Origin of the sequence: Methylocystis sp. SB2 (genome assembly GCF_049817085.1) — a bacterium.
GTDB lineage: Bacteria > Pseudomonadota > Alphaproteobacteria > Rhizobiales > Beijerinckiaceae > Methylocystis > Methylocystis rosea.
Genome location: NZ_CP187401.1, coordinates 2,794,254 through 2,817,543, shown reverse-complemented (window position 1 = coordinate 2,817,543; position 23,290 = coordinate 2,794,254). Strand labels below are relative to the sequence as shown.

General features: G+C 61.2%; 18 protein-coding genes and 1 tRNA gene. 12 read left to right on the top strand and 7 right to left on the bottom strand.

The window, feature by feature from the left end; genetic code table 11:
- Positions 1-17 precede the first annotated feature (17 nt).
- From ACPS74_RS13735 to ACPS74_RS13720, 4 genes are all read left to right on the top strand, one after another.
- A complete protein-coding gene (locus tag ACPS74_RS13735; protein WP_026222762.1) occupies positions 18-542 on the top strand; it encodes a tyrosine phosphatase family protein in 525 nt (174 codons plus the stop codon).
- Positions 502-1,530: an NUDIX hydrolase gene (locus ACPS74_RS13730; RefSeq protein ID WP_029648146.1), complete on the top strand. Its 1,029-nt coding sequence runs from the start codon at positions 502-504 to the stop codon at positions 1,528-1,530. Before ACPS74_RS13735 ends, ACPS74_RS13730 begins: the two co-directional genes overlap by 41 nt.
- An 86-nt stretch (positions 1,531-1,616) precedes the next feature.
- Positions 1,617-2,384: a hypothetical protein gene (locus tag ACPS74_RS13725; protein WP_029648145.1), complete on the top strand. Its 768-nt coding sequence runs from the start codon at positions 1,617-1,619 to the stop codon at positions 2,382-2,384.
- A gap of 372 nt (positions 2,385-2,756) precedes the next feature.
- Positions 2,757-4,223, top strand: a complete 1,467-nt coding sequence (locus ACPS74_RS13720) for a DUF882 domain-containing protein (protein ID WP_347371814.1) — start codon at positions 2,757-2,759, stop codon at positions 4,221-4,223.
- Between the two features lie 100 nt (positions 4,224-4,323).
- On the opposite strand, the gene ACPS74_RS13715 is transcribed toward ACPS74_RS13720, so the two are convergent.
- Together ACPS74_RS13715 and mdh are read right to left on the bottom strand one after the other, a co-directional pair.
- Positions 4,324-4,449 (bottom strand): hypothetical protein, encoded by a 126-nt coding sequence (locus tag ACPS74_RS13715; protein WP_255722951.1) that lies wholly within the window; start codon positions 4,447-4,449, stop codon positions 4,324-4,326.
- Positions 4,450-4,633: 184 nt separating this feature from the next.
- Positions 4,634-5,596: a malate dehydrogenase gene (mdh, locus tag ACPS74_RS13710; RefSeq protein WP_026222759.1), complete on the bottom strand. Its 963-nt coding sequence runs from the start codon at positions 5,594-5,596 to the stop codon at positions 4,634-4,636.
- 241 nt (positions 5,597-5,837) lie between these two features.
- Between mdh and ACPS74_RS13705 the strand changes: the two genes are divergently transcribed.
- The 3 genes from ACPS74_RS13705 to ACPS74_RS13695 all read left to right on the top strand — a co-directional run bounded on the left by ACPS74_RS13705 (position 5,838) and on the right by ACPS74_RS13695 (position 8,210).
- Positions 5,838-6,389 carry a hypothetical protein gene (locus ACPS74_RS13705; protein WP_029648143.1) on the top strand — a complete coding sequence of 184 codons (552 nt, stop codon included), beginning with the start codon at positions 5,838-5,840 and terminating at the stop codon, positions 6,387-6,389.
- Between the two features lie 111 nt (positions 6,390-6,500).
- Positions 6,501-6,576: transfer RNA gene (locus ACPS74_RS13700), tRNA-Lys, on the top strand.
- A 599-nt stretch (positions 6,577-7,175) separates the two neighbouring features.
- Entirely contained in the window at positions 7,176-8,210 is a 1,035-nt protein-coding gene (locus ACPS74_RS13695; RefSeq protein WP_029648142.1) for an AI-2E family transporter, read from the top strand.
- Positions 8,211-8,812: 602 nt separating this feature from the next.
- Here the strand turns inward: ACPS74_RS13695 and ACPS74_RS13690 are convergent.
- Positions 8,813-9,493 carry an HD domain-containing protein gene (locus ACPS74_RS13690; RefSeq protein ID WP_036241156.1) on the bottom strand — a complete coding sequence of 227 codons (681 nt, stop codon included), beginning with the start codon at positions 9,491-9,493 and terminating at the stop codon, positions 8,813-8,815.
- 931 nt (positions 9,494-10,424) lie between these two features.
- Positions 10,425-11,444, bottom strand: a complete 1,020-nt coding sequence (locus ACPS74_RS13685) for a patatin-like phospholipase family protein (protein WP_029648140.1) — start codon at positions 11,442-11,444, stop codon at positions 10,425-10,427.
- 376 nt (positions 11,445-11,820) lie between these two features.
- On the opposite strand from ACPS74_RS13685, the gene ACPS74_RS13680 reads away from it, so the two are divergent.
- Positions 11,821-13,422 (top strand): alpha/beta hydrolase, encoded by a 1,602-nt coding sequence (locus tag ACPS74_RS13680; RefSeq protein WP_036241163.1) that lies wholly within the window; start codon positions 11,821-11,823, stop codon positions 13,420-13,422.
- A 73-nt stretch (positions 13,423-13,495) separates the two neighbouring features.
- Here ACPS74_RS13680 and ACPS74_RS13675 read toward each other — a convergent pair whose 3' ends face one another.
- Both ACPS74_RS13675 and ACPS74_RS13670 read right to left on the bottom strand, forming a co-directional pair.
- The gene (locus ACPS74_RS13675; RefSeq protein ID WP_029648138.1) at positions 13,496-13,825 is read right to left on the bottom strand and encodes a hypothetical protein; all 330 of its coding nucleotides are present in this window, start codon (positions 13,823-13,825) and stop codon (positions 13,496-13,498) included.
- A gap of 131 nt (positions 13,826-13,956) precedes the next feature.
- Entirely contained in the window at positions 13,957-15,003 is a 1,047-nt protein-coding gene (locus ACPS74_RS13670) for an AI-2E family transporter (protein ID WP_036241162.1), read from the bottom strand.
- Between the two features lie 1,056 nt (positions 15,004-16,059).
- Between ACPS74_RS13670 and ACPS74_RS13665 the strand changes: the two genes are divergently transcribed.
- Together ACPS74_RS13665 and ACPS74_RS13660 are read left to right on the top strand one after the other, a co-directional pair.
- Positions 16,060-17,085 carry an adenylate/guanylate cyclase domain-containing protein gene (locus tag ACPS74_RS13665; RefSeq protein WP_029648135.1) on the top strand — a complete coding sequence of 342 codons (1,026 nt, stop codon included), beginning with the start codon at positions 16,060-16,062 and terminating at the stop codon, positions 17,083-17,085.
- Between the two features lie 248 nt (positions 17,086-17,333).
- Complete coding sequence (locus ACPS74_RS13660; RefSeq protein ID WP_239754951.1) at positions 17,334-18,362, top strand: hypothetical protein; 1,029 nt, start codon at positions 17,334-17,336, stop codon at positions 18,360-18,362.
- 84 nt (positions 18,363-18,446) lie between these two features.
- On the opposite strand, the gene ACPS74_RS13655 is transcribed toward ACPS74_RS13660, so the two are convergent.
- Positions 18,447-21,476 (bottom strand): bacteriophage N4 adsorption protein A, encoded by a 3,030-nt coding sequence (locus ACPS74_RS13655; RefSeq protein ID WP_239754952.1) that lies wholly within the window; start codon positions 21,474-21,476, stop codon positions 18,447-18,449.
- Positions 21,477-21,597: 121 nt separating this feature from the next.
- Here ACPS74_RS13655 and ACPS74_RS13650 point away from each other — a divergent pair, with 121 nt between their 5' ends.
- Together ACPS74_RS13650 and wecB are read left to right on the top strand one after the other, a co-directional pair.
- Positions 21,598-21,948 (top strand): hypothetical protein, encoded by a 351-nt coding sequence (locus ACPS74_RS13650; protein WP_157055181.1) that lies wholly within the window; start codon positions 21,598-21,600, stop codon positions 21,946-21,948.
- Between the two features lie 200 nt (positions 21,949-22,148).
- Positions 22,149-23,225 (top strand): non-hydrolyzing UDP-N-acetylglucosamine 2-epimerase, encoded by a 1,077-nt coding sequence (gene wecB / locus ACPS74_RS13645; RefSeq protein WP_051381656.1) that lies wholly within the window; start codon positions 22,149-22,151, stop codon positions 23,223-23,225.
- Positions 23,226-23,290: the final 65 nt, after the last annotated feature.

Genomic DNA, 23,290 nt, shown 5'->3' with positions numbered 1-23,290 from the left:
GAACGTCGGGGAGAAAAATGCCGAATGGGCGTTTGTACGTCTGTTCCCTGACTAAGGTGGTCGACACGGTGCGCCAAAGCGGCGCACGCTCGCTTGTCACCATTCTTACCGCCGGGGCGTCGCTTGTTCGGCCTTGCGAAATCTCCCGCGAGCGCCATTTGCGGATCGCTGTCTCCGACATCGACGCGCCGCAGGGAGGGCACATCCTCCCTGGCGAGGAACATATCAATCGGCTGCTTGCTTTCCTTGAGGAATGGGACCGCTCCGCGCCTCTCGTCATACACTGCTACGCTGGGGTGAGCCGATCGCCCGCAGCGGCCTTTGTCGCGGCCTGTGCTTTAGCGCCGCGTCGCAGCGAAATGGAGATCGCGCGCGAACTGCGCCGCGTCTCGCCGACCGCGACCCCGAACAGACGGATGGTCGCGCTCGCCGACGAAAGGCTCGGGCGGAACGGGCGAATGTCCGCCGCGATCGCCGCGATCGGACGCGGGACCGACTGCTATGAGGGAGCGCCCTTCGCCCTGGAATTCGCCGACGCCTAGCCGAGCAGCCGAAGAGCTCGCGCCCCTTTCCCCGCCGGTCGAAATCGGCCTGACCGCCGCCATCGTCGCCGTTCGAGACGACGAGCCCTTGATCCTGACGACGCGCGCGGACGGGCCAGCCAGCATCGCCGCCCTTCCCTCCGGACCTTTCGATCCGATCCGCCATCGCACCTTCGAGATCGGCCTGCGCGAATGGGTCGCCGAGCAGACCGGCGCGCCGCTGGGCTATGTCGAGCAGCTCTATACATTCGGCGATCGCGGACGCCACGCCCGCGCCGGCGACCGCGATCCGCACGTCGTCTCGGTCGGCTATCTGGCGTTGACGCGCATCCGCGACGACGCCGATCGGCGCGCAAGCGTCTGGCGGAGCTGGCATGATTTCTTTCCCTGGGAGGATTGGCGCAAAGGTCCGCCCGTGGTCCTCGAGGAAACGATCGCGCCGGGATTGACGGACTGGGTGGCCGAGGCGCCGGACGCCGTCTCCTCCTCGGGCGTCTCGCGCCGGGTGCGGGTCAATCTTCTCTTCGGCGGCAAGGGACGCGCATTTAATGAAGAAAACGTCCTTGAGCGCTACGAGCTTCTTTACGAGGCCGGGCTTCTCGAGGAGGCGCTGCGCGATGGTCGTGAATCGGCGGAGAAGCGGGCGCCGCTGACGCCGCTCGGGACCCCGATGCGCCATGACCATCGCCGCATTCTCGCCACAGCCATGGGCAGACTGCGCGCCAAAATGAAATATCGTCCGGTGATCTTCGAGTTGATGGCGTCCGAGTTCACGCTGACTGAGCTGCAGCGGACAGTAGAAGCCATCGCTGGGCGACATCTGCACAAGCAGAACTTCCGCCGTCTGGTGGAATCAACGGCCATTGTCGAGCCGACGGGGGAAATGTCCTTAAAGACAGGCGGACGCCCGGCGGCTCTATTCCATTTTCGCCGCAATGTTCTGCAAGAAAGGCCCGCGCCAGGGCTTCGCGTCGGCATCCGGGGCTGATGTCGTTCCCTTTAAGGCGATGTTCACCGCGACATGGTGAATGTTTGCTGAAGCGAAGCCCGCAATGCGTAGAGTAGAGGTGCGTCTTGGGCTATTTGTCGCCGCCCCCCATGTCGGCGCCGGTCGTCGTCTACAAGGACGTCGGCGGTCTGGTCAGCGATTATGAAGCGCTCACCGAACGATATCGCCGCGAGAACCGCGAGGTCAGGCTGCATGAATGCCGCTCGGCATGCACGCTGGCGCTGAGCCTGCCCAACGTCTGCGTCTATCCGGACGCAAAGGTCAAATTTCATCAAGCCTATAACGCCATCAACCGGGAGGTCGACCTCGGCGTCTCGTCGCAGCTGTTCGCCTCCTATCCGACCGCCGTGCAGGCGCGTCTTGGCCATTTGACTAGAGAATATCGCGTGTTGACCGGGACGGAGCTGATCGCTCTTGGCATGCGCAATTGCGAGGGCGGCCCGACCATGATCGCCAGCCGCAAGCAGCGCGCGCCTTCGACCAGCGTCGCCAGCGCGCGGCCCGATGGACAGTCCGGCGCGAGCCTCGCCTCCTTTGGCGACATCGCGCAGAAGGTGCAGTCCGCCGTCGCCACCGCCCTTGCGAGCACAGGCGGCCAGACCGATCCGATCCATGTCGCCGTCGCCGACCGGCAACAGCTGACGGGATTGGCGCGCGGCGGCGAAGAAGCGAATGCGCTTCCCGAGCCCGCGCCGCTGCCCCCGCGCCGGCCGCCGTCCGAGGCCTTCGCGGGTCAGGATCCGGCGTCGCTATCTCCGGCCTATCTGCGCCTCATCAGCGGAGCGCAGCCCATCCTTGGGCCACAGCTCGTGCGCACGGTGGCCTCGAACTGAGCGGCGACGTCGCAGAAACGCCGCGGCGCCCGTACGGTGCGGCGAAGCTCGAGCAATTTTTCGCCACGATGTTGCCCTAGCCTCTGAATTGGTGGGGAATCAGGCGGTAACGACGCCGAGGGGCAAAGCCCGTCTAACTGCGTATTCCGCACCGGATATTCGCCGCGCCTTGCGCCACAGGGCGAAGGCGTCTTCTGGCCGAACGGCCAGAAGTCTTGTTAGTTTTCACGGGCGACGTCGGTTCAGGCGCGCTTCAAGCTGGACGGGAAGCAGCTATTGACGACGCCTCGCTCCAGCGCGCGCCTGATTTCCGCTCCGCTTTCGACAGTTCTAGGCCTTTTGGTCTTTTGCCTGGCGACGCTCGCGCCAAAGGTGACCGAAACCGCGGTCGCCAATGGCGACACAAGAACCATTCATCTCTACCACGCCCATACGCATGAATCGATTTCGGCGACGTATCTCGTCAACGGGCAATATGACGCCCAAGTCCTTCAGCAGTTGAACTGGTTCCTGCGCGACTGGCGGCGCGACGAGCCGACCAACATGGACCCCCGCCTCTTCGACGTCGTCTGGGAGGCCTATCGCCATGCGGGCGCCGGTGATCAGGTCGTGCATGTCGTCTCCGCCTATCGCTCTCCAGAGACAAACGCCATGCTGCGCGCCCGGTCGCGCGCCGTCGCCAAATATTCCCAGCACATGCTCGGCAAGGCGATGGACACCACCATGCCGGGAATGCCGATGTCGCAAATTCGCGAAATCGGCATGCGCATGCAGCGCGGCGGCGTCGGCTATTATCCGACGGCGGGCACGCCTTTCGTCCATCTCGACGTCGGCAATGTGCGGGCCTGGCCGCGCATGAACTACGACGAGCTCGTGCGGCTCTTCCCCGATGGCAAAACGGTGCATTTGCCGTCCAACGGCCAGCCGCTCGCGCGCTATGAAGAGGCGCGCGCCGAGATCGAGGCGCGCGGCGACGGCGCTTACGTCGTTGCGCCTCGCCGCACGTTCGGCGGCTTCTTCGCCATGCTGTTTGGCGGCGGCGCCGGGGGCGGCGAAGAAGACGACGCGGAGGTCACTGCGCCGGCTCCCAGCACCCGCAAGCAGTGGGCTTCGCTCGCGCCGCGGCAGGCGCGCGGGACAAGCGGCGAAATGGAAGAGCAAAGCGCGGCCGCCGCCCCGACCGACGCCTATCGCTACGGCGCGAAAGAGCTTTCGCGGGCGGAGTCCGATTTGCCGCGCGGCGAGACGACCCTATCAGCGCCGGGCGCAGAAGCGCCGGAGCAAGAGCCGCCCGCCGCGAAGCTCCCAACAGTTCGAGCGCCGCTGCCGCCGCAGCGTCCGGCCTCGCTCGTCGCCCGCGCGGATGGGCGGACGGCGCATGACAGGTCAGCCGAACTGCAAAGCGCGGTGGATTTCCAGGACGCCGACGGCGCTGAACGCCGTTCGGGCACAATGCCGGCGGCTGATGCGCCGCCACGCCGTTCAAAGCTCGCGTCTGCGCCCCTGCCCCCCACTCGGCCGGGGACCCCCCATGCGAAGGCGACGAGCGCGATCGCGCGGCTGGTCGACTCGCCCAAGAATGAGACGAGAAAGTCGAGAGCGGCGGCCCGGCAAGAGTCGCTCGCCTATGCGCCCGAGCCGCCGCAGAGCGTCGAGCCTTCGGACGCCGCCGTAGCGGCAAAAAATGCGATCGCGGCGCCCAATGAGGCAGCTGCTCGCAGCGCAACCCCACTCCTCGGCTCATCGACCGGCCTTCGGGCGGCCGCCCGCTCCCGCGGACGCAGTCACTTGAAACAGGATGTCTCAGCCGGACAAGACGTCGAGACCCACGCTCAGTGAAACTGGCGTATGGGCGCAGGTTTTTTTAGCTTTTAAAATTGCGCCGGACGAGCCACGCACTCGCGCCAGACGTAAAGATCCAGGCCTTGACGTTAAAAACTCAGGGTAAAAGAGCAACGGCGTTTACCGCCGCGGCGGCGATAAGGATTGCCGCGCGCGCTGCAAAGTAAAGCGTGCCGGCGATGGCGAGTATTTTAATAAAGCCAAAAGCGTCAGGGTCGAACATGGCTTCGCGTCCACTGGAGCAAGCCTGAACCTCTCCGGGAGAATCAGTCTTCAGACAGTCTAACCCCTAACTTGCAAAGAATGTTCCTACGGTCGCGCCCAAGCGCCAGTGGCCGGGAACCGCCGTCCCAGCTTGCGCCGCAAGCAAATTGCCGCCTGGATCGGCGGGCGCGGTCAGAGAAGCGTCAGGCGAAAGCCGGATCGAGCGCCTTGGCGGCTTCCAGCAGCGTCCGAACCGAGGCGACGGATTTTTCAAACATCGCCCGCTCGGCCGCGTCGAGCTTTATCTCCATCACCCTCTCGACGCCGTTCGCGCCGATGACCACGGGAACGCCGACATAGAGTCCGTTCACGCCATACTGGCCGGTGAGATAGGCGGCGCAGGGCATCACCCGCCGCTTGTCCTTGAGATAGCTCTCGGCCATGGCGATCGCCGCGGTCGCCGGCGCATAATATGCGGAGCCGGTCTTGAGAAGGCCGACGATCTCGCCGCCGCCCTTGCGCGTGCGCTCGACGATCGCGTCGATGCGCGCCTGCGTGGTCCAACCCATGGCCACGAGATCCGGCAAAGGCACGCCGGCCACCGTCGAATAGCGCACCGACGGCACCATGTCGTCGCCATGGCCGCCCAGAACGAAGGCGCTCACGTCTTCGACCGAGACATTGAGCTCCTCGGCCAGGAAATAGCGAAAGCGCGAAGAATCGAGCATGCCCGCCATGCCGACGATGCGCTGCGTCGGCAGGCCGGACGCCTTCTGCAGCGCCCACACCATGACGTCGAGCGGATTGGTGATGCAGATGACAAAGGCGTTCGGCGCATAGCGCTTGATGCCCGCGCCGACCTTGGCGATGACGCCGAGATTGACCGACAGAAGATCGTCGCGGCTCATGCCCGGCTGGCGCGGCACGCCGGCCGTAACGATGACGACGTCCGCCCCCTCGATCGCCGAATAGTCGGAGCCGCCGGTGAGTTTGGCGTCGAAACCCGCGACGGGAGACGATTGGGCGATGTCGAGCGCCTTGCCTTGCGGCACGCCGTCGACGATGTCGAAAAGAACGATGTCGCCGAGTTCCTTGAGGCCGGCGAGATGGGCAAGCGTTCCGCCGATATTGCCGGCGCCAATCAAAGCGATTTTTCTTCGCGACATAATCAAACTCGTTCTTTGCTTCTGGGAAACAGCTACCGCGCTTTTGCGGCGGTGGGAAGACTTCTCGGCGCTTGTCGTAAGCAGAGCCTTACAAGGAGGCGCGGAGTCTCCGCGACCCAACAGCGCGCCCAGCGGTTTCCGGGCGCGCGCGAATGTCGCAGGGATTGCGGGCTGTCGCGGCGCTCCTTACCTGCGAAGCTCGAGGGGAACGCGCGCGAGCCGATTGGCGGAAGGCCGACACATGAAAAGCGAGTTTTTGTTGAAACGCCTGTGCGCCGCCGCGATTGCGGCAGGCGCTTGTTTCGTTGGCCCGGCCGCGGCGCAGGCGGCGGACCCGGACGAGTCGGAGCTTCTGGAGCATTTCGAGAAAGTCGACGTCTGGCATGCTCCGGTCGACTATAGCGTCCGCTACAACAATCAGGACGTGATCGTCACCCGAGAGATGGTGGCGCAACCTGCCGCTGAGGGGGAGCTCTGCTATATCCGCTTCGATCTCATTAAGGGCGAGGGCGATTACGGCTACGGCTTCAAGCCGGGCGCGCCGCGTGACGCGCATTGGGGCTTCAATGTGCTGAAAAGAGGCACGGTTGTCGACCAGTTGGCCTCGCAGCTCAAGATGCACGTCATTTATTTTTACACGCAAGGGCCAAAGAACGAGGCGGCCAAGGCCGTTTGCGCGCGCAAACAGGCCGCGCCAACGCCCGCCGCGGGCAACGCCCATAAGGGCCCGTGGGCTGATCTCGTGACGAAAGCGCGTCTGATCCACGGATGGCCGGCGGCGCACGCGCCCTAATCCGGCGCAGGAAAATGCGGGCGGCCGCGCGTAACGCTGGACAGCGGCGAGCGGGTTTGATATTCGCACCGCTCGTTCGAAGCAGCGTCGCGCTCGCGGCGCTCGACGGACGGGCGCATAGCTCAGTTGGTAGAGCAGCTGACTCTTAATCAGCGGGTCCAAGGTTCGAGCCCTTGTGCGCCCACCACTTAACCACTTGCAAAGTATAGTCTGTTTGGCATGCCGTCCTGCGCCAGTTATTGGCGTTGGGCTGGAATAATCGAATGGGCAAAGCGCCCCTGGACGATACGCGCTGACGTGGCTGCGCCCAGCATCTTTGCAAAATCTCTATATTTCGCCACGACCGCCAGCTAGGTGGATTAACCACCTCCCCAGGCAACGGCCTGTAGCTGCGGCCGATGTGAGGCAAAAAGTCCGAAAACTTAGATTTGGTCCTCTCGATCGGCGGCGAAGGCTTGCTGGCGCGCTCGCGCACAGTGGCAACTCCCGCCCTATGATCGAGGCGCTGCTGAAACGCCGCTCAATATTGGTGCGTGAGCCGCGAATGATTTTGCGGGAAACCATTAGGCGGCGCCACGCCAAGGACAGAGTCGCCAAGGACACCTCTTCAGGAGCAAGCAACTGTTTGCGCGCACTTGACTGCGTCACCTTCCGATCATCAAAAATTGCTCTAAGGTTTTCAAATTCGCACAACCGGCCCGAGTCGTAGCCCGCGACCAAGAGTGTAACTCTTTCTCTAACGCGCGCGGTCGCTTAATATCTTGGTCCTAGCAGAGCGGATCCAAGATGAAGATCAATTTTCTGACCAAGAGCATCGATCAGAACGACTTCGCCTCTCGAACAGCCGTGGTGGCTATGATCGCGGCGGCGACCGTGGCCGTCGTATTTGTTGTTTGGCAGCTGACGGATCTTCTCCCGGCGGTTTTCGCGACGATTCTCATCGCGCTCGCTTGGCGTGGCGTCGCCGGGCGGATCTCCAGACTTCTTGGCCTTTCGCAGGGCGTGTCGCTCGCGTTGGTCGCGCTCGGCACGCTCGCTTCCATCGTTGTGGCGTTGATGCTGTTCGGCGGTCAACTCGTGCGTCAATATGATGAGGTCGCTCTCGACATTCCCGCTGCGATCGCCATGCTCGAGCGCTTGGTGGAAGAGCACCCGTGGGGACGTTTCGTCGAAAAATTTGTGGTGCACGTCGACTTTTCCAAAATGACGACCCCGGTCGCCCAGCAATTTGGCGCTTTCCTCGGTTCTGTCGGCAATGGCCTTGCCTATGGGATATTCACGATCATTGGCGCCGCATATCTTGCCGCCGATCCCGGGAGGTACGCGGCTGGCGTACTCGCCTTGACGCCTGCGTCGCGGCGCACCGACATGGCGCTGTTTTTGGACCGGTCAGGGGCCGTCTTGCGGCAGTGGCTTTTCATCCAACTCTATGTCGTCGCCATGAACGCGCTCTTCGCAGGGGCGGCTCTCTGGGCCTTTGGCGTCCCAGCGCCGCTGGCGCTCGCGACAATCAGCGGCGCACTAGCGTTCGTCCCCTATTTCGGCTCGATCATCGCAATGATTATCGGGGTGCTGGTCGCGTTGCCGCACGGACTGGACAACGCCGCCCTTGCGGCGCTTGCGATCGGATCCGCGAGTTTCATCGAAGGCTACCTGATCACGCCCTATCTACAGAGCCGTTCACTTATGGTGCCGCCGGTCGTGCTGCTATTCTGCATGCTTGCCTTCGCCTCGCTCTTCGGGACGATGGGCGTGGTGTTGGCGGTGCCCGCGACGGTCGTTCTGTCCGTCGCCTATGGCGTCTTCGCCGAAAATCGATAGGAGTCGCGCGCGCCGCGCTTTATTCAAAGCGGCGCGCGCGTCATTGAGCCAATAGCTATTGTTTAACCTCGGGAGCTGTCTGCGTGGGACCCGTGCGTCGCACGCGGGCGACGCGCCTATGACGGCGTGACCCTCTCGTTGAACTTCGGGGCCGTGACACACGCGGCTGGTGATGGAAGGTCGTAAATTGCCGCTCGTTTGACTCCAGCGCCTCCGCATCGGAGGACGCCAGCGTCGCCGCCGGGATCACAGCGGCTGCCGAAAACAGCGCTAAGATGAAGGAGCGGCGTGACAGTTTCCCGTCTTCTAAAATCTCGACATCCATTTTTTTATCCTCCCAAAAGCATTCTTCTGAGATTTACAATCCTGATCAGAATCACGAGACCCGTCAAGCGGACGCCACCCTGAACATGTCTTTTTGATGTGCGCTCTGCCGCGAGCGGCCGCGTAAATTTGAAAGCTCCGCTTTGCAGATCAATCGCTGAAGATGAGGGTCTGTAATCTGACGGTGCGTTGTGTCGCGTCCTTGGCCACGCCCGATGCTGTCCCACCCGGCTGCAGCTTCTCTCAGATCTCCCACTCAGAAAATCAGGTCACCGACGCTAAGGGACGACAACGTCGCCGGCTGAGAGATTGTTCAGGCAACGTCTTATGTTGGCCAACGCCGCCACCCGCCACATTTCTATTGTCTCCGGTCGCCGGAATAGCTTGTCCTCGTGCAACAGAAGATTCCTGAGAAAGGCCGCCTGCCCCGCGTTAAAAACCTCTTTGGGAATCCAACTGAATTCAAAGCGTATGTCTTGAAAATTTGCAGCGAACTGCTCCCATGGCAGGGCAAGCGGACTGAGGTCCAGATCGACGAACAGGTCCAGATCTCGCGAGAACCCCGCATAACGTTCTTTGCTGGCCTTGGCTTCAAGGTGATTGGTCGTCGCCATAATCATTTCGCGAACAGCCTCGACGTCAGCTGAATTCATGAGCGTATAGCTTTGAAACAGATCAGCGCTGTCTTGAACGTTCAAAAAATCCGCCCGTCTGGACTCGTCTGCGCCGCGCGTTCGATAGACGACGTCGTGCCAGAAAATAGCTGTCGCGATTAGCTCGGGCCGCGCTGCGAGCGCGGCAAGTTCTTCGAATGCTTGCAAGAGGTCGCTGATATGGCGCCAACTATGGTAGGCGCGCCCGAAATCGCCATAGGCGGCGTCAAGCACCTCCCAGGCCCCAACCTGATGGCTCGCTTGAAGTGGGACCCAGTAGCGACTTCTGATCTCAGGTGCGTTCATGTGATAGCTGCGGCGGTTCTGACTGGTGAAAACATGGAATGATTATTTCGTAGCCGGAGGGGGAAGGCGATAGCGTTTTTAGAGCCGCAATGGCCCTCTGTCGCCTTCCGCATTTTTTATAGCGACACGACGGCTCGCACGATCTTCAAAGAGCGCTCGACGAGATTGCGCGTCTAATCGCCACATGAACGACGCGTGCGGCGCCGCGAAGCGCACCGGCCTCAGCGCGTTACTGCGCCAATTACCTGAAAAGACATGCGTCGTTCGTCTTGCCGCTCCATTCGCGAGGGCGACGCTGAGGATCGAGAGAGTGCGTTTGCATGCAGGAAGCTTGACTTTCCCGTTGTATCGACAAGTATTGAAAATCTTAAAGGGTAAGCAGTTTGCTTAAAAAAGGGGAGTTTCCTCAATGCGCCGGAACCTGAAAACGCACTTGTTTGCGGTTACTTGTGCTTCGATTTTATTTGCGTCAAGCCCTTCGGGCGCGGCGGTTTTGTCCACGACGGCAGATCTCAACGTCGATGGCGCGTCGGCCTCTTCCTTCATACAGAAGACGACGCTCCACGCTCCTGCCGGACGTAAATGCATCAAATGGACCCGGACATGGAATCCGCGGCACGGAGTCGCGCGACGCCGATGTGTCCAATGGCGATAGAAAATACATTGGCCTGGGAGTTAGCGGCCGGCTGATTTCGATCATCGGTCGGAACCAACCAAGCCTTTCGGGCGAAACGGACAAACAAAGGGGCCCGACCGGGCCCCTTTTCAATATCAGCACAAGAACTTTTCTGATTGCCGCATGTCGCGGATCGCCTGATCCAGCGTAGCGTCGACATGGATCGCCGTAGCCTTCTCCCGTGCGGCGCGCCGACGCCTCTGGCGCACGAGCCGCCAAATAGCTTGAACCCTGTCGCCCGCAAAGCGCATCGCGTCAGACCCGCTCCAATAGCGCGTCAAGGTCGAGAGTGGAGCCGACTCCGACGTCGCGCTCATGCCGATCAAGGAAATCTTGCGCCGACCGGCGACCTTCGTCGCGCAGCATGCAAAGAAAATCCCATTCGGCGATCAGTTTCGAAGACGCGCTCAGCTCCGTCATCATCTGTGTCGAGATCCGATGCATGCGCATGCCAGCCCAGCGTGAGCCCTCGCTGTCGCCGGGATCGGCGGCGCGGCGCAGCAAGGCGATCATGCGGAGCTCCTTGAGCAAGACCGCGTTGAACGACACCTCGTTGAGGCGATTCAGTATCTCCGTCGCCGACCGCGGCGTGCCCTTGCGTTCGATAGGATTGATCTGGACAAGGATTGTGTCCCTCGATTCGCATTCGCGAACCAACGGCGTGATCGTTGGATTGCCCGAATAGCCGCCGTCCCAATAGGCCTCGCCGTCAATCTCGACGGCCTGAAACATAGTTGGCAGGCACGCCGAAGCCAGAAGCGCGTCCGGCGTTACATCCGCGTTTCTAAAGACGCGGCCGCGGCCGCTCGAGACGCTTGTCGCGGTGACGAAAAGCTTTATCCGCGCACGCGAAAGCCGCTCGAAATCGACGGTTTCGGCGAGAATCTCCCGCAGCGGATTGACGCCCTTCGGATTGAGGTCATAGGGCGAAAATAGGCGCGACATGATGTCGGTCGCGACGAAGAAGGGGGAAGCATCCAGCGTCCAGCGCCCCATCAGGACGTCGACAAGATTGCGCTGCAAGGGACTGAGCCGCGCCGCCTGCGAAACACGCCGCCAGAAAAGTTCGAGCGCTGCGCGCGCGCCGTCCGCCCCGCCATCAACATGGCCGCTGATGAGCGCCGCCGCATTCATAGCTCCAGCGGACGTGCCTGAAATGCCTTCGATCTGGAGCCAGGGCTCCTCCAGCAGACGGTCGAGAACGCCCCACGTATAGGCGCCATGCGCGCCGCCGCCCTGCAAGGCGAGATCCACGAGAATTACGTCGCGCGTCATATCCGCTGGCCTCCACCTCTGCGTCAGTCAGACCGAGCAGGTCTGGATCCAACCAACGGCCCTGCGCTTCATTCGTGTCCAAATCGTCCGATCGATTTATCCGCTGGGTTTGGGTCCGAAATAAATTATAGTCTGTGTGCGAAGCCTCGATTGGGCAAGCAGCTTTTGCGTGGAGTCGATTGTATAAGTCTGCGCGATCGTGAAAACTGCGCTTGCCGCTGTTTGCGAGAGCAACCGCATGTCGGGCGCGGCGCATTAACGTCGCTTCTCATCTAGTCGCTCTAGATGCTCGGCTCACCTGCAGGGGCGGCGTTTTGATGCGGAAGTCAGTTAACAGATTTACAGTGTGCCGGTCGAAGCATAACGGGGATGCATGATGCTGGGCATGGCGCTGAAAATGGCCAAATGGTTTTTGGCGTTGCTGAGCCTTTTCGTCGTTACGTTTTTCGCGGTGCGAATATACAACTCTCAGCGCGGACTGCCGCTTGATGTCTGGCACACTTACGTGCCGCAAGAGTTGAGCAAGACAGAAATCGACGCCGCCGATTGGGAGGCCTATCTCGAGGCGGAGGCGAAAATATTCGCTTCCCTGCGCACCAACGTCAGCCAGCAGTTGACGCCAGAAGAACAGGTTCCCTTCAATCGCTATTTCGACGGCAGTCCGGTCTACCCGGGACATTTTGCGCGGGATTGGAACCGGTCTTATCTGCTCGAACCCGCAGGACCGCCGATCGGCGCCGTCGTTCTCCTGCATGGATTGACCGACTCGCCATATAGTTTGCGCCATATTGCATCCCGCTACCGTGATCGCGGCTTCGCGGTGGTCGCGATCAGGCTGCCCGCGCATGGCACAGTGCCCGCGGCTTTGACCAAAGTGGAGTGGGAGACATGGCTGGCCGCGACGCGTCTTGCCGTGAGAGAGGCGCGGCGGCGCGCGCCTGAGCCGGCGCCTCTGCATGTCGTCGGGTTCTCGAACGGCGGATCGCTCGCGGTGAAATATACGCTCGACGCCATTGAGGATAAGCGTCTTCCTCGGGTCGACCGTCTGATCCTGATTTCGCCGATGGTCGGAATTACGAGGTTCGCGCGTTTTGCCGGCCTGGCTGGACTGCCGGCGATGTTGCCCGCCTTCGCCAAGGCGGCTTGGCTCAGCGTGCTGCCTGAGTTCAATCCATTCAAATATAATTCCTTTCCCGTGAATGGCGCGCGCCAATCCTATCGCCTGACGGATGCGCTCGGCACGCAGATGTCGCTGGCGCGTCGAGAGGGTCGATTGACCGCGCTGCCGCCCGTCCTGACGTTCCAATCCGTCATGGATTTCACTGTCAGCACCCAGGCCGTGCTTTCCGGGCTTTACGATCATCTGCCGGCGAACGGAAGCGAACTCGTCCTCTTCGACCTCAATCGCAACGTCAAATTCGGTCCGCTGCTGCGCGCCTCCGCGGAGTCCGCGCTCTCCCGCATCGTGCCGCCTCGCGTCAGGGATTACCGTCTGACGGTCGTGACGAACGCCGGCGAGGGCACTGAGGACGCGGTCGAACGCGTCGTTGAGGCCGGCGCAACGGCCGAGCGGATCCAAGCGCTGGGGCTACAGTATCCGAAAGGCGTGTATTCGCTCTCGCATGTCGCATTGCCCTTCCCGCTCAGCGACTCTCTTTATGGCCTGACGCCGGATGAAACCGAGAATTTTGGCGTTCACCTGGGTTCGCTGGCGCCGCGCGGCGAGCGCGGGACGCTGATCGTCAGTATGGACGCGCTGCTGCGCATGTCGTCGAACCCATTCTTTTCCTATATGGCGCAGCGCATCGAGGAGCATCTTCCGGCCCGGCCAGACGGCGATGCAACCGACCAAGGCGGAGCGCGCATCCAATCGCCGCCTCAGGCCGCACCGCCGCCGCGTCGCCTCCCCAGCGCAGCGCCCGACACGCCTGCGGCGGCCAGCAGCGACCGGCCCGCAAAAAAGCGCTCGCATCGTTGAAGCAGCAGGGTCCGTTCGACCTCGTCAAGAAGCGACGAGCCAAAACCCGGCCGCGAACCTCGTCAACGTAATCCTAGGACCGCCTCACGCGCCTCAGGAAAAGACGCCCCAGCAGTCCGATGAGATAGCCGCCGATCGTGATCGCCAAATAGACGACGATCACGAAGGCCCAGCGGTCGTTTGAAGAGGCCACTCTGCGGAATACATCCGTCAGGTAGTTTAGATCGATGAACCCGTTTGCGAACAGCCCGCAAGCCACGGCGAGCATGGGCGCGATCCACCACGGAGCCCTGAAATAGCCCAGCAATATGGCGAGCAAAAATACGATCAAACCGAAGATATGCAAAAACTCTAAGAAAATCGCTTGGGAAAGCAATCCCATGAATCGGATCAGCCAAAGCATCTGACGCCTCTTAGCGCGACCTCAGTTCATCTTATCCGAATTCGCCCGCGGCAGCTATCTCGTTCCAGGCGCGCGCACAGCGCGCTGTCAACGCGGCGGGCGAGAGACTTTTCAAGCAGCCCCCGCGCGGCTCACGCCGTTTGCCCGGTCGAAGCCCCGCGCCGCCCTCCCGACAAAATCTCCGCCACCCATCGGGTCGAGGGGAATTGTTCGCAGATCGTCAGAGCTGCGATCGAAAGCGGGACGCCGAGAAACGCTCCAAGCGCGCCCCACAGGAAAGTCCACAGAACAATCGAAAAAAGCACAATCGGAGGGGAGATCGAGAGAGCCGATCCCGAAAACACCGGCTCCAGATAGCTCCCAATGATGAACTGGATGACCGACACGCCCAAAAAAACGAGCAAGGGCGCTTCAAAGGTTCCGAACTGAACGAAGGCGAAAAGCGGCAGAAGCGCCGTGACGATGAAGGAGCCGATGTAGGGCAGGTAGTTTAGCGCAAAGGCCAGCACGCCCCATGCGCCGGCCATTTCCAGATTCATGAATTGAGCAAATCCCCATACCGCGAGACCTGTCGCGATGCTGGCGATCGTCCGAACGAACATATAGGTGCGAAATTTTTCGCCGATCTTCCTGCCGCTTTCAAGCAGGCGCCGGCTTGTCTCCTGATTTTCCAGCGCTGCAATCCGGGACTGAAAGGCATCGGTTTCCGCTAGTCCCAAAATCACATAGACGAGCACGATGACCGCGAAGGCGAGAACTGTGTTCACTCTCACGGCAAGCATGTGAAGAAGTCTGATAAGCGACGCGGTGTTGAAATGTTCCGCAAAGAGCGTGAAGACGAAAATGTCATGCTCTTCGAGCCACGATGTCGATGTCATCGCCGTTTCCTGAATGCGGTCGAGATTCTGTCTGACCCATTCCAGCACCTCATGGCCGCCCCAAGCGATCAGAGAAAAGAGCGCCAGGATCACGGCGGCGGTCATCGCGACCGTCACGCTCAAAGCGATGGCCTTCCCCAATTTTGGCTGCAGCGCCTTCTGCAGGGGCCAGGCGATCGCGATAATGAAGAGGGCAAAGGCCACGGGCTCGATGACCGCCTGCCCGAGCTTGCAGGCGGCGAGGACGATAAAGAGGATCACGGCGACGGAAGTCACGTTCGTGATGCGACTTTTTTCCATAGTGATCCTCTTGCCATCGGACGCGTGGTCGGTCGTCAAAGATAAGACGGCGAGCATTTGGGTGTGGCTGCTCTGACGGTCAAGTTTATGAGCCGGTCAGTTGGCGTTGCAAGCGGCCAATTGGAATGGCGCGCGACTGATCGCTGCGCGCGGCCATTCGCGGCCGCGCTCGCATATGACTGTTTTGGCGATGACCCGAGCCGGCGCGGGCTCGTCAACCCCGCCTATCCAGACGCTAGCGCTCTGCTCGGAAAGAACGAGCAGCCCGGAAAAGTAACCTCTCTCGCTATCTTCCTCGCCGTGAATTGGGCTCTACAATTTCAAGGGGCTTAGGGAGGGCGACGCCAAAACGGCAATTTTGGAGATTTGCCATGAGGACGACCTTTCCCCGAACATGTGCGCTCGCGCTTATTTTTTCTGTGACTGTCTCGGCTGCGATTGCGGCGCCGGTTGGCGCCGTTGTCTCGGCGTGCGATCGGATGCACGATGCAGGGCAAACCTGCAATTACGGCATCAAAGGCAATTCTCTGGTCGGATGCACAAACGACGTCGTCTTCGAATGTCCCGCCGACGGAAGCCGCCAATGCACCGGCTCGAAAAACACGAGCGGGAAATGCAACGAAGACGGCACCGCCGCGCGGGTCTCTACGCTGAAGGGCAATGATCTCTTGGACTCGCTTCATGCGAAAGATCTTCACCAAGCCAAGTAGGGATTCTGTCGACCAAGGAGTCCCTCAATAAGGGACTCCCTCAATAAGAGAAAAACGCTCCGCGCGTGCATCCGGGCTCGGGGCGTTCTCTCCTAGCCTGAGACTCAAAATTGATAGGGCTCGAGCTCGACCCGAGCGATGCAGCGCAAGCGCAGCGGATGGCGCTCGCCGTAGATCTGCGCCGAAATTTTTAAATCGCGTCAGGCGCGCCTTGCGGCAAATGGCCAAGGAACTTCGGCACTTGCGTCGGTTGCGTGTCGAGGATCGGTCCAGAATTGCGCGGACCAATTTGCGCGTGCGATAACGGCGGCGATCGACGCCCACCAGCTCGGATTGAAAGAAGCTCATGGATCATTCGCGCAATCCCGGATCTCCGCTCCCTCTGAGGCTGGCCAGAGTCTTACTCGGGCTGCTGAACGTCGCCCTGCTCATCGCGCTTGCGCTCGTCCTGCTGCCGCTCGTCACGCCTTATTTCAAGCATGCGGGTTCATACCGCTGGATCGAATATGTCGAAGTCTTCGACGCGCGGATGATCCGGCGGGTCAAGTCGGTAATCCCCACGAACTTCAAGGGCTATGAGCTGGCGCGTTGGTTTATCGTTGGCGGACTTCTCTTCGGGCGCATGTGGGTCGACAGCTTGCGGCGCAAGATTACGACCACGATCTACCGTGCGACGGTGCAGCGTGACTTCGAGGCGCTGCAGTCCGCCGCGCCGGCCGACGCGCGGGTGCTCGCGCCGGTCAAGGAAAAAATGAAGACGATGGACGCGCGCAACCCAAAGAGCCGCGCGGAGTTGCTCAAGGTCATGGGCGACGCCAAACGTCAGTTGGAGTCGATGGGCCGCGACCTCGCCTTTCTTTCCATTGACGTCGTCGACTCGACCAAGATGAAGCTCGGCGAGGACAAGACATTTATCGAGCACGATTTTCGTGAATACAAGGACCTCGTCGACAGCAAGCTCCGCAGCAACGGCTCGCTGAAGGCGGCGTGGACGCCCGACGGCGTCATGGCCTGCTTTCCCTCGATCGACGCAGCGCTGAAAGCCGCCAAGGAAGTGATCAGCGGTCTCGACGCGTTCAACGCCAATGTGAAGATGATCAAGTCGAATTTCACCGTTCGGTGCGGCATCAACGCCGGGCACGTTTATTACGACGAGCACACGCCGATGGAGGAAATGAGCGACCGCGTCATCGATATCGCCGGCCATATGCAGAAATATGCGCAGCCCGGGACGATCGCCTGCGCGAAGCAGATCATCGAGCCGGTGCAGCAGCGCGGAGGCTTCAACGACGCCGGCAAGGTGGTGGACGGTTACGAGGTCTACCAATGGACCCCGGCGAGCCGTCTGCAGGACGAGCGCGCGGTTTCCTGACGCAGCCTCAAAATTTGCGATGGGTTTGGCGCGCTCAACGATCGCTTGATGCGACATACGCGAAACCGAGCCGCTTCCGTCAGCCTCATGCGCGAAATCGCCTGTGGCCCGTCGCTCGCCCTTATTAAGCCTAGCCGTAGAATCTTAAGCTTAGCCGTCGAATCCTCATCGCCGATTCGCAAAGTTGAGTAAGTTGCGGTCTCGGAGCGTTGCGTGTGCGAGTGGGGGCCATCCGTGGCTTGGCTTAAATGAAATGGGCTTTTTTGCTGAGATCGATCGCCCTGGCGTCGATCTCATTGGCCGACGCCGCCGCCGAGGATGCGTCGACGCGCTCGGAGGCGACCAGGAACGCTCCCATCTCCACGCTGTCGGCGAAGCCGACGATGATCAATCCAGGTCAGGCGGCGACTCTGGCGTTTTCCGCAACGAACGCTGACGTCTGCACGGGTTCGAGCCGCCCGCGCGATCCGAATTTTGTCGTCCACGACATGTCGGGCAATGTTGTCGTGCGGCCCGCCCGCACGACGACCTATACGATAAAGTGCAAGAAAGGCACGGCGTCCACCTCACATCGCGCTGTCGTGACGGTAACGCCGGAACGCATCATCCTTTCGGAGATTTTCGACCGCGCGGTTCCTCACGCGCCTGAAACCCGGACTCAAGATGGCGAGCTTCTCGCTCACAATTGGAAGTCCGTTTATCACGGCTATGGTTCGAACTCGGTCGCTCGCCTGTTCGATGGCCAGGCGCTGGCGATACGCCCGAAGGAGTCAAATGCCGCGAATGAGACGCATGCGGGGTTGATCAGCGGACCACATCCGTCCTGGCCCGTCGACGTCAAGGGCAATTTGACGATCGAGGCTTCTTTGCACACAGAGCAGCAGTTGCGTCGCCAGAATGCGCCAAATCCGTGGGAAGTGGGCTGGCTGTTGTGGGACTACGCCGACAAAACCCATTTCTATTACTTCATCCCGAAGCCGAACGGCTGGGAGCTGGGCAAAGCGGACCCCGCTTATCCCGGCGATCAGCGCTTCTTGGCGTCGGGAACCCGACCGATCTATCCGATCGGAAATCGATATGTCGTCAAGATTGTTCAGGCCGTCACCCCGACGTCGACAACGATTTCGGCATTCGTCGACGGCGTTCTCTTGACCACCTTCACTGACCGGGAAAGGCCCTATTCGAATGGGCTCGTCGGATTCTATTCCGAGGATGCGGCAGCGTATTTCCATTCGGTCGTGGTGACGATTCCTCGCGCCGTAGCGACCTTGAAATAGGGACGTGGCCGCAAAGTCGAGTTCTGGGCGAGGGCCACGTCGCGCTATGCCGGCGTCAGAGGCGACCTCCGGACCTGCATGGGGTCAAAAGGAAATTCCGATTGTCGCGTTAAGGCCGCCTTGACGGCGACTCTCCCCGAAGGGAAACAGATAGCCAATTTGTGCAGTCAAGATGCCGTCAAAGGCGCGATAGAAGTCTCCGCCCAGCCATGTGCGCGCGACCAGCGCCGGACCTGCCCCAAAGGCGAATCGGCGGGTGTCCGCGCTATCATATGTCGCCATGCCCATTGCGGCCGCCCCGAGCACGACGCGCGAGTCAGCGTCCCAGTAGGAATAGCCAAGCAAACCCACCGCGTTCTGCAGATACCGGCGCTCGCCAGCCCTGTAGGTGCCGTAGGTCGCAAAGCTCGTCAGCGGCTGCCATGTCGTCTCATGGGGATAGCTCAGATCCGTCGGCTCGATCGCGCCGGCCGCTCCCGCGCTTGGGGCGCTCGAATAGGCGAATCCGCCGTAGCCATAGCCCCATGACAAGGCGAGCTGATTGAACGGCGCGTTTCGCGTGAAATAGTGCTGCCACTCAGCGCTCACAGAGAAATTTATGCCGTCGAACGGACGCAAGCGCAATCCGAGCCGCGAATAGCTCTCGGTGAAGCGCGTCTGGTCCTGGGACCAGAAGCCGCCGATCAAACCCTCGAGGCCGAATATGTACGGCAGGTGGCGACCATCGAACCGGATGACCGTTTCGAAGCTCGGCTGAAGCTGATGCCCGCCCCAGCGTCTTGGACGATCGGCGATGCTGTTGAACACCACATTGGAGCGAATGCTCGCATCCGCCTCGACAACCTGCGTTCTGATCACCTCTCGATCGCGGGGCGGCCGGGCGCTGAGTGAGGGATCGCTCGACCAGCGGTCGAGCGCTTCCCGAAAGAACTGCGACTCTCTTGAGCGATCGACATAGACGCTCGCATAGCCCGCGTTCAGCAACACTTCGCCGCTGCGCTCGACCGCGAGGCTATTCTCAAAGGCATCGACGGCGGCGGCATATTCCTTTTGACGCGCATAAAACTGGCCAAGCGTCGACCATCCGGCGGCGTAGCCAGGATGCGTATGCGCGAAGTTGAGGAGCTCGTCGCGCGCGCGCGTCAGATCTCCCTGTGTTTCATACGCCGACGACCTGGCGATAGCGATTTCAAGTTCGACCGCCACCCTTTGCGCTGGAGGCAAACCTCCCCGATCAAGCGCTTTCACAAAGTCCGCGAGCGCGCCGGGGCCGTCTCCGAGCGTCTTCCGAAGATAGGCCCTTTGCGCATAGGCTTGGCCCGTGGCCTTGCCTCGTGCGATGAGCGCGTTTGACGCCCGTAGCGCCTCGTCCGTGTGGCCAAGCCCTGCAAGCGCGGCGATCGTCACGCGAAAAACCGTCTCGTCGGCTCGGGGGAAAGCCTCGGCCGCCCGGCCATAACGCAACGCGCTCACCCAATCGCGAGCGGCCAGAGCCTTGAAGGCCTTTTCGGCGACGAGCGTGTAGCGCGCCTCATCGAGCGCCCGGGCGACATTGAGCTTCTGATCGGCCGGAAGTTCGTATTTCAAGGCCTGCTCGAAGTCTGCGGCGGCGCCGCTCACATCCCCGGCCTGACGACGCATGAACCCGCGCTGCGCGAGAACCCCCGGGCTGTCCGGCACGGACGCAAGGTAGCGGTTCGCTTCCGCAAGCGCCTCGGCTTTGCGCCCTTGGCGAAGAAGCGCCGTCAAGAGGAGGAGAACAGGCTCCTCCGCTTTGGGATCGAGATCATGCGCTTCTCTTGCCGCGCGCACCGCCTCGTCCGTCCGCCCCACTTTTAGCGCGTCATAGCCGCTGTTGAGCGCTTGCTGCAGGGGCGTCGCCTGCGCGCCGACCACCGAACCGCCCGATTCGTTGGCGCGTTCCGCTTCCGCAAGCGCAAGTTTTAGCCTCTTGGCTTGCGCGGGCTCGAGAGCCGGCTGAGCGAGCGCAGCACGGAAGTCCGCGATGGCGCCCGGCAGGTCGCCCGTCGCGCGCCGGCTGTATCCGCGCTGCGCGAGCAATGTCGAACTCGGCGTATTGTCCTTGATGAACGCATCCGCTTCTTCGACCGCTACTTTAGCCTGCCGCGATTTGGTCAACGCCGTCATGAGCGCAAATAGCGGCGCTTCGGCGGTCGGATATTTGGCGCGAAGGACGCGCGCCGCCTTCACCGCACGCGCGTAGTCGCGTTTCGCGATCGCCGCGTAAACCTGCGCGAGTTCGGCTTGCACGATGCTATCCTGCTCAGCCTTCGTGGCTTCTGCAAGCGCGTTGCGTAATGGTAATGTTTCGCTTGGCTCAATGTCGGGCGCGGCGAGCGCGGCTTCGAAATCCGACGCTGCGCCTTTCAAGTCTTTCATGGCGCGACGCAAATATCCGCGCTGCGCGAGAAGACGCCCGCTCGGCTTGTTTTGCGAGATATAGCGATTCAGCTCGTCGAGAGCCGCCTGCGCCCTGCCCTGTCGGCTATAGGCGTCGGCGATAAGCCGGACAGGAGCTTCCGCTTTTTCATCCAGTTTGTGCGCCGCTCGCGCATTTTCTATGGCTTCATTCAGCCGAGACCCGTTGAAGTCCTTATATGCGGCGCTCATTGCAAGATCGAAGAGCGCGACATTGACTGCGTCGTCCTGCTCTTGGGTCAGCGCGCCGCTGTCTCGTGCGCTGCGCAGATCCGCCTCGGCGCCGGCGACGTCCATGAGTCGTTTGCGCAGATGACCGCGCTGGGCGATCAGCGCCATCGAATGCTTATGGCTGGCGACAAAGTCGTTGATGACGTCGACCGCCTCGCCGCTTCGTCCCGATTTGTTTAGAATGTCGGCCAGCAGGCGGACGGGCATCTCGTAATCGGGCGCAAGGCTTCGTGCCCGCTGCGCGTATTTGAGTGCGCCATCGTAATCGCCCTTTGCCAGACGCGCGAACGCCAGGGCAAGCTCTTGGTAGCCGGGCTGGCCCGGCTGCGGCGCCTCGCGAACGCCGTCGTTGTCTCCAGCACGAGCAACGATCGGCGTTATGGACGCGAGCGCCAGCGCCAAAACGAGGATTGTTGCGCAAGGCCTGCGAAAAACGCGCCCCACGATTGGGCTCCATGTGCTTTGCAGAAACGGAATTCCGACATCACATTCTTCAAACGCGTCACGCGAATCAGGCACTAAACATATTGTTTTTATTAACCTAAATTGGTAGCAAAGCAAAATCTTGGCGAAACGTGTCTCAGAATGCGACGGCGCGATCTCGTTTTGGGTCGCCCCCGGCGTTCATCTGCTTCCTAAGATAAAAGGCCGCCGTATGCTGGTCACGGTGAAACCAAGCGAAAATCTATACTTATGCGCTTGCGGCTTCCGTGGCGCTCAGTTGGATGAGCCTGGCAAGCTAAATGCAGGAAGAAAGACAATGCAACTTATGGTACTCATCCTCGTATTGTTTACATTTATTTCCATCGCCGGCTTTATTGGGGCGCTCTTTTTCGGCACACCGGGAGCCGTAGCACTGACGGTGCTAGGTTTGTCCGTCTCCTTTATCGGGATTGCCTTCTTTATAGGACGCTAAACATGTCCAATTGTTTAGCTGAAGATGTCGAATTGTTCATTCGACAGATCCATTCTCTTCAAGTATACAGCTCGCTACACTGAATAGCGAGCAGGGCTAAGATGAACGGATTGACGAGCATCAAGAAAATCAACCTTCGCCCAAGTAAATCAAAACTTTGCTGTTTATGCATCGTGGGGACGCGGCCCGAAGCTATTAAGATGGGGCCTGTCATCGCCGAACTCGAGCGTTCGGACTGGGCCTATCCCTATGTGGTGACGACCGGCCAACACGCTGATGTCGTCGAAGGAGCTCTAAAGGATTTTGGCGTGGCTCCTTCGCGCCGGCTGAACCTCGAACGTCGAAACGGCTCGCTTAACGAGCTGTTTGGCAAGGTAATGGCCGAGATAGATCGCGTGATCGACGAAGTTCGACCTGACTGCGTCATCGCGCAGGGCGACACGACGTCGGTTGCGGTCGTGTCCCTCGCCGCTTTTCACAAGAACGTGCCCTTCATGCATATTGAGGCGGGGCTCCGAACGGGAAAACTCAACGATCCCTATCCGGAAGAACTCAACAGACGAATCGCCGGACTGACTGCGGCGATGCATTTCGCGCCGACCGCGACGTCGCTCGACAATCTCCTGCGTGAAGGCGTCGCTCCTGGCGACTGTCTCGTCACGGGCAATACGGGCATTGACGCCTTGCTGCAGACCGCGGCGCACCAATTGCCTGCCCCGAAAGACTTTCCGAATTTGCCGAGAGTCATTCTCGCAACGGCGCACAGGCGGGAGAGCTTCGGGGCGCCTATTGAAGACGCGCTACGGGGCATAAGGGCGGCGGTCGACCAGCATGACGACCTCGGGGCGTTTTTCGTCACGCATCCCAATCCGCGCGCGCATGAGCCGGCGCGCCGGATTCTCGGCGACCATCCGCGCATCGTGGTTACGGATGCGATCGACTACGCCGACATGGTCGCGGCGCTGAAGAGATGCTGGGTTGTCGTCACGGACAGCGGCGGCCTCCAGGAGGAAGCGCCCGCGCTGGGAAAACCCGTCCTCGTGCTGAGGAACACCACCGAACGGCCTGAGGCGGTTCGCGCCGGAGCGGTTCGCGTGGTCGGCACAAACCCCGCCGCGGTGTCGAGCGCGATCTCTCAGCTGTGCGACGATCCGGATCTATACGCACGCATGTCTGTTCCGGTTTTCCCTTATGGCGATGGCCAGGCGGCAAAGCGGATCGTCGCCGCGATGCGTGCGCGACTTGTGCGCTCAGTTCCAGCATTGTCGGCGGCCTAGGCCGCTTCAGCGCTTCGCCATGCCGCCCACAACGCGGCATGGCGCACAAACAAGAAGGTCCGACG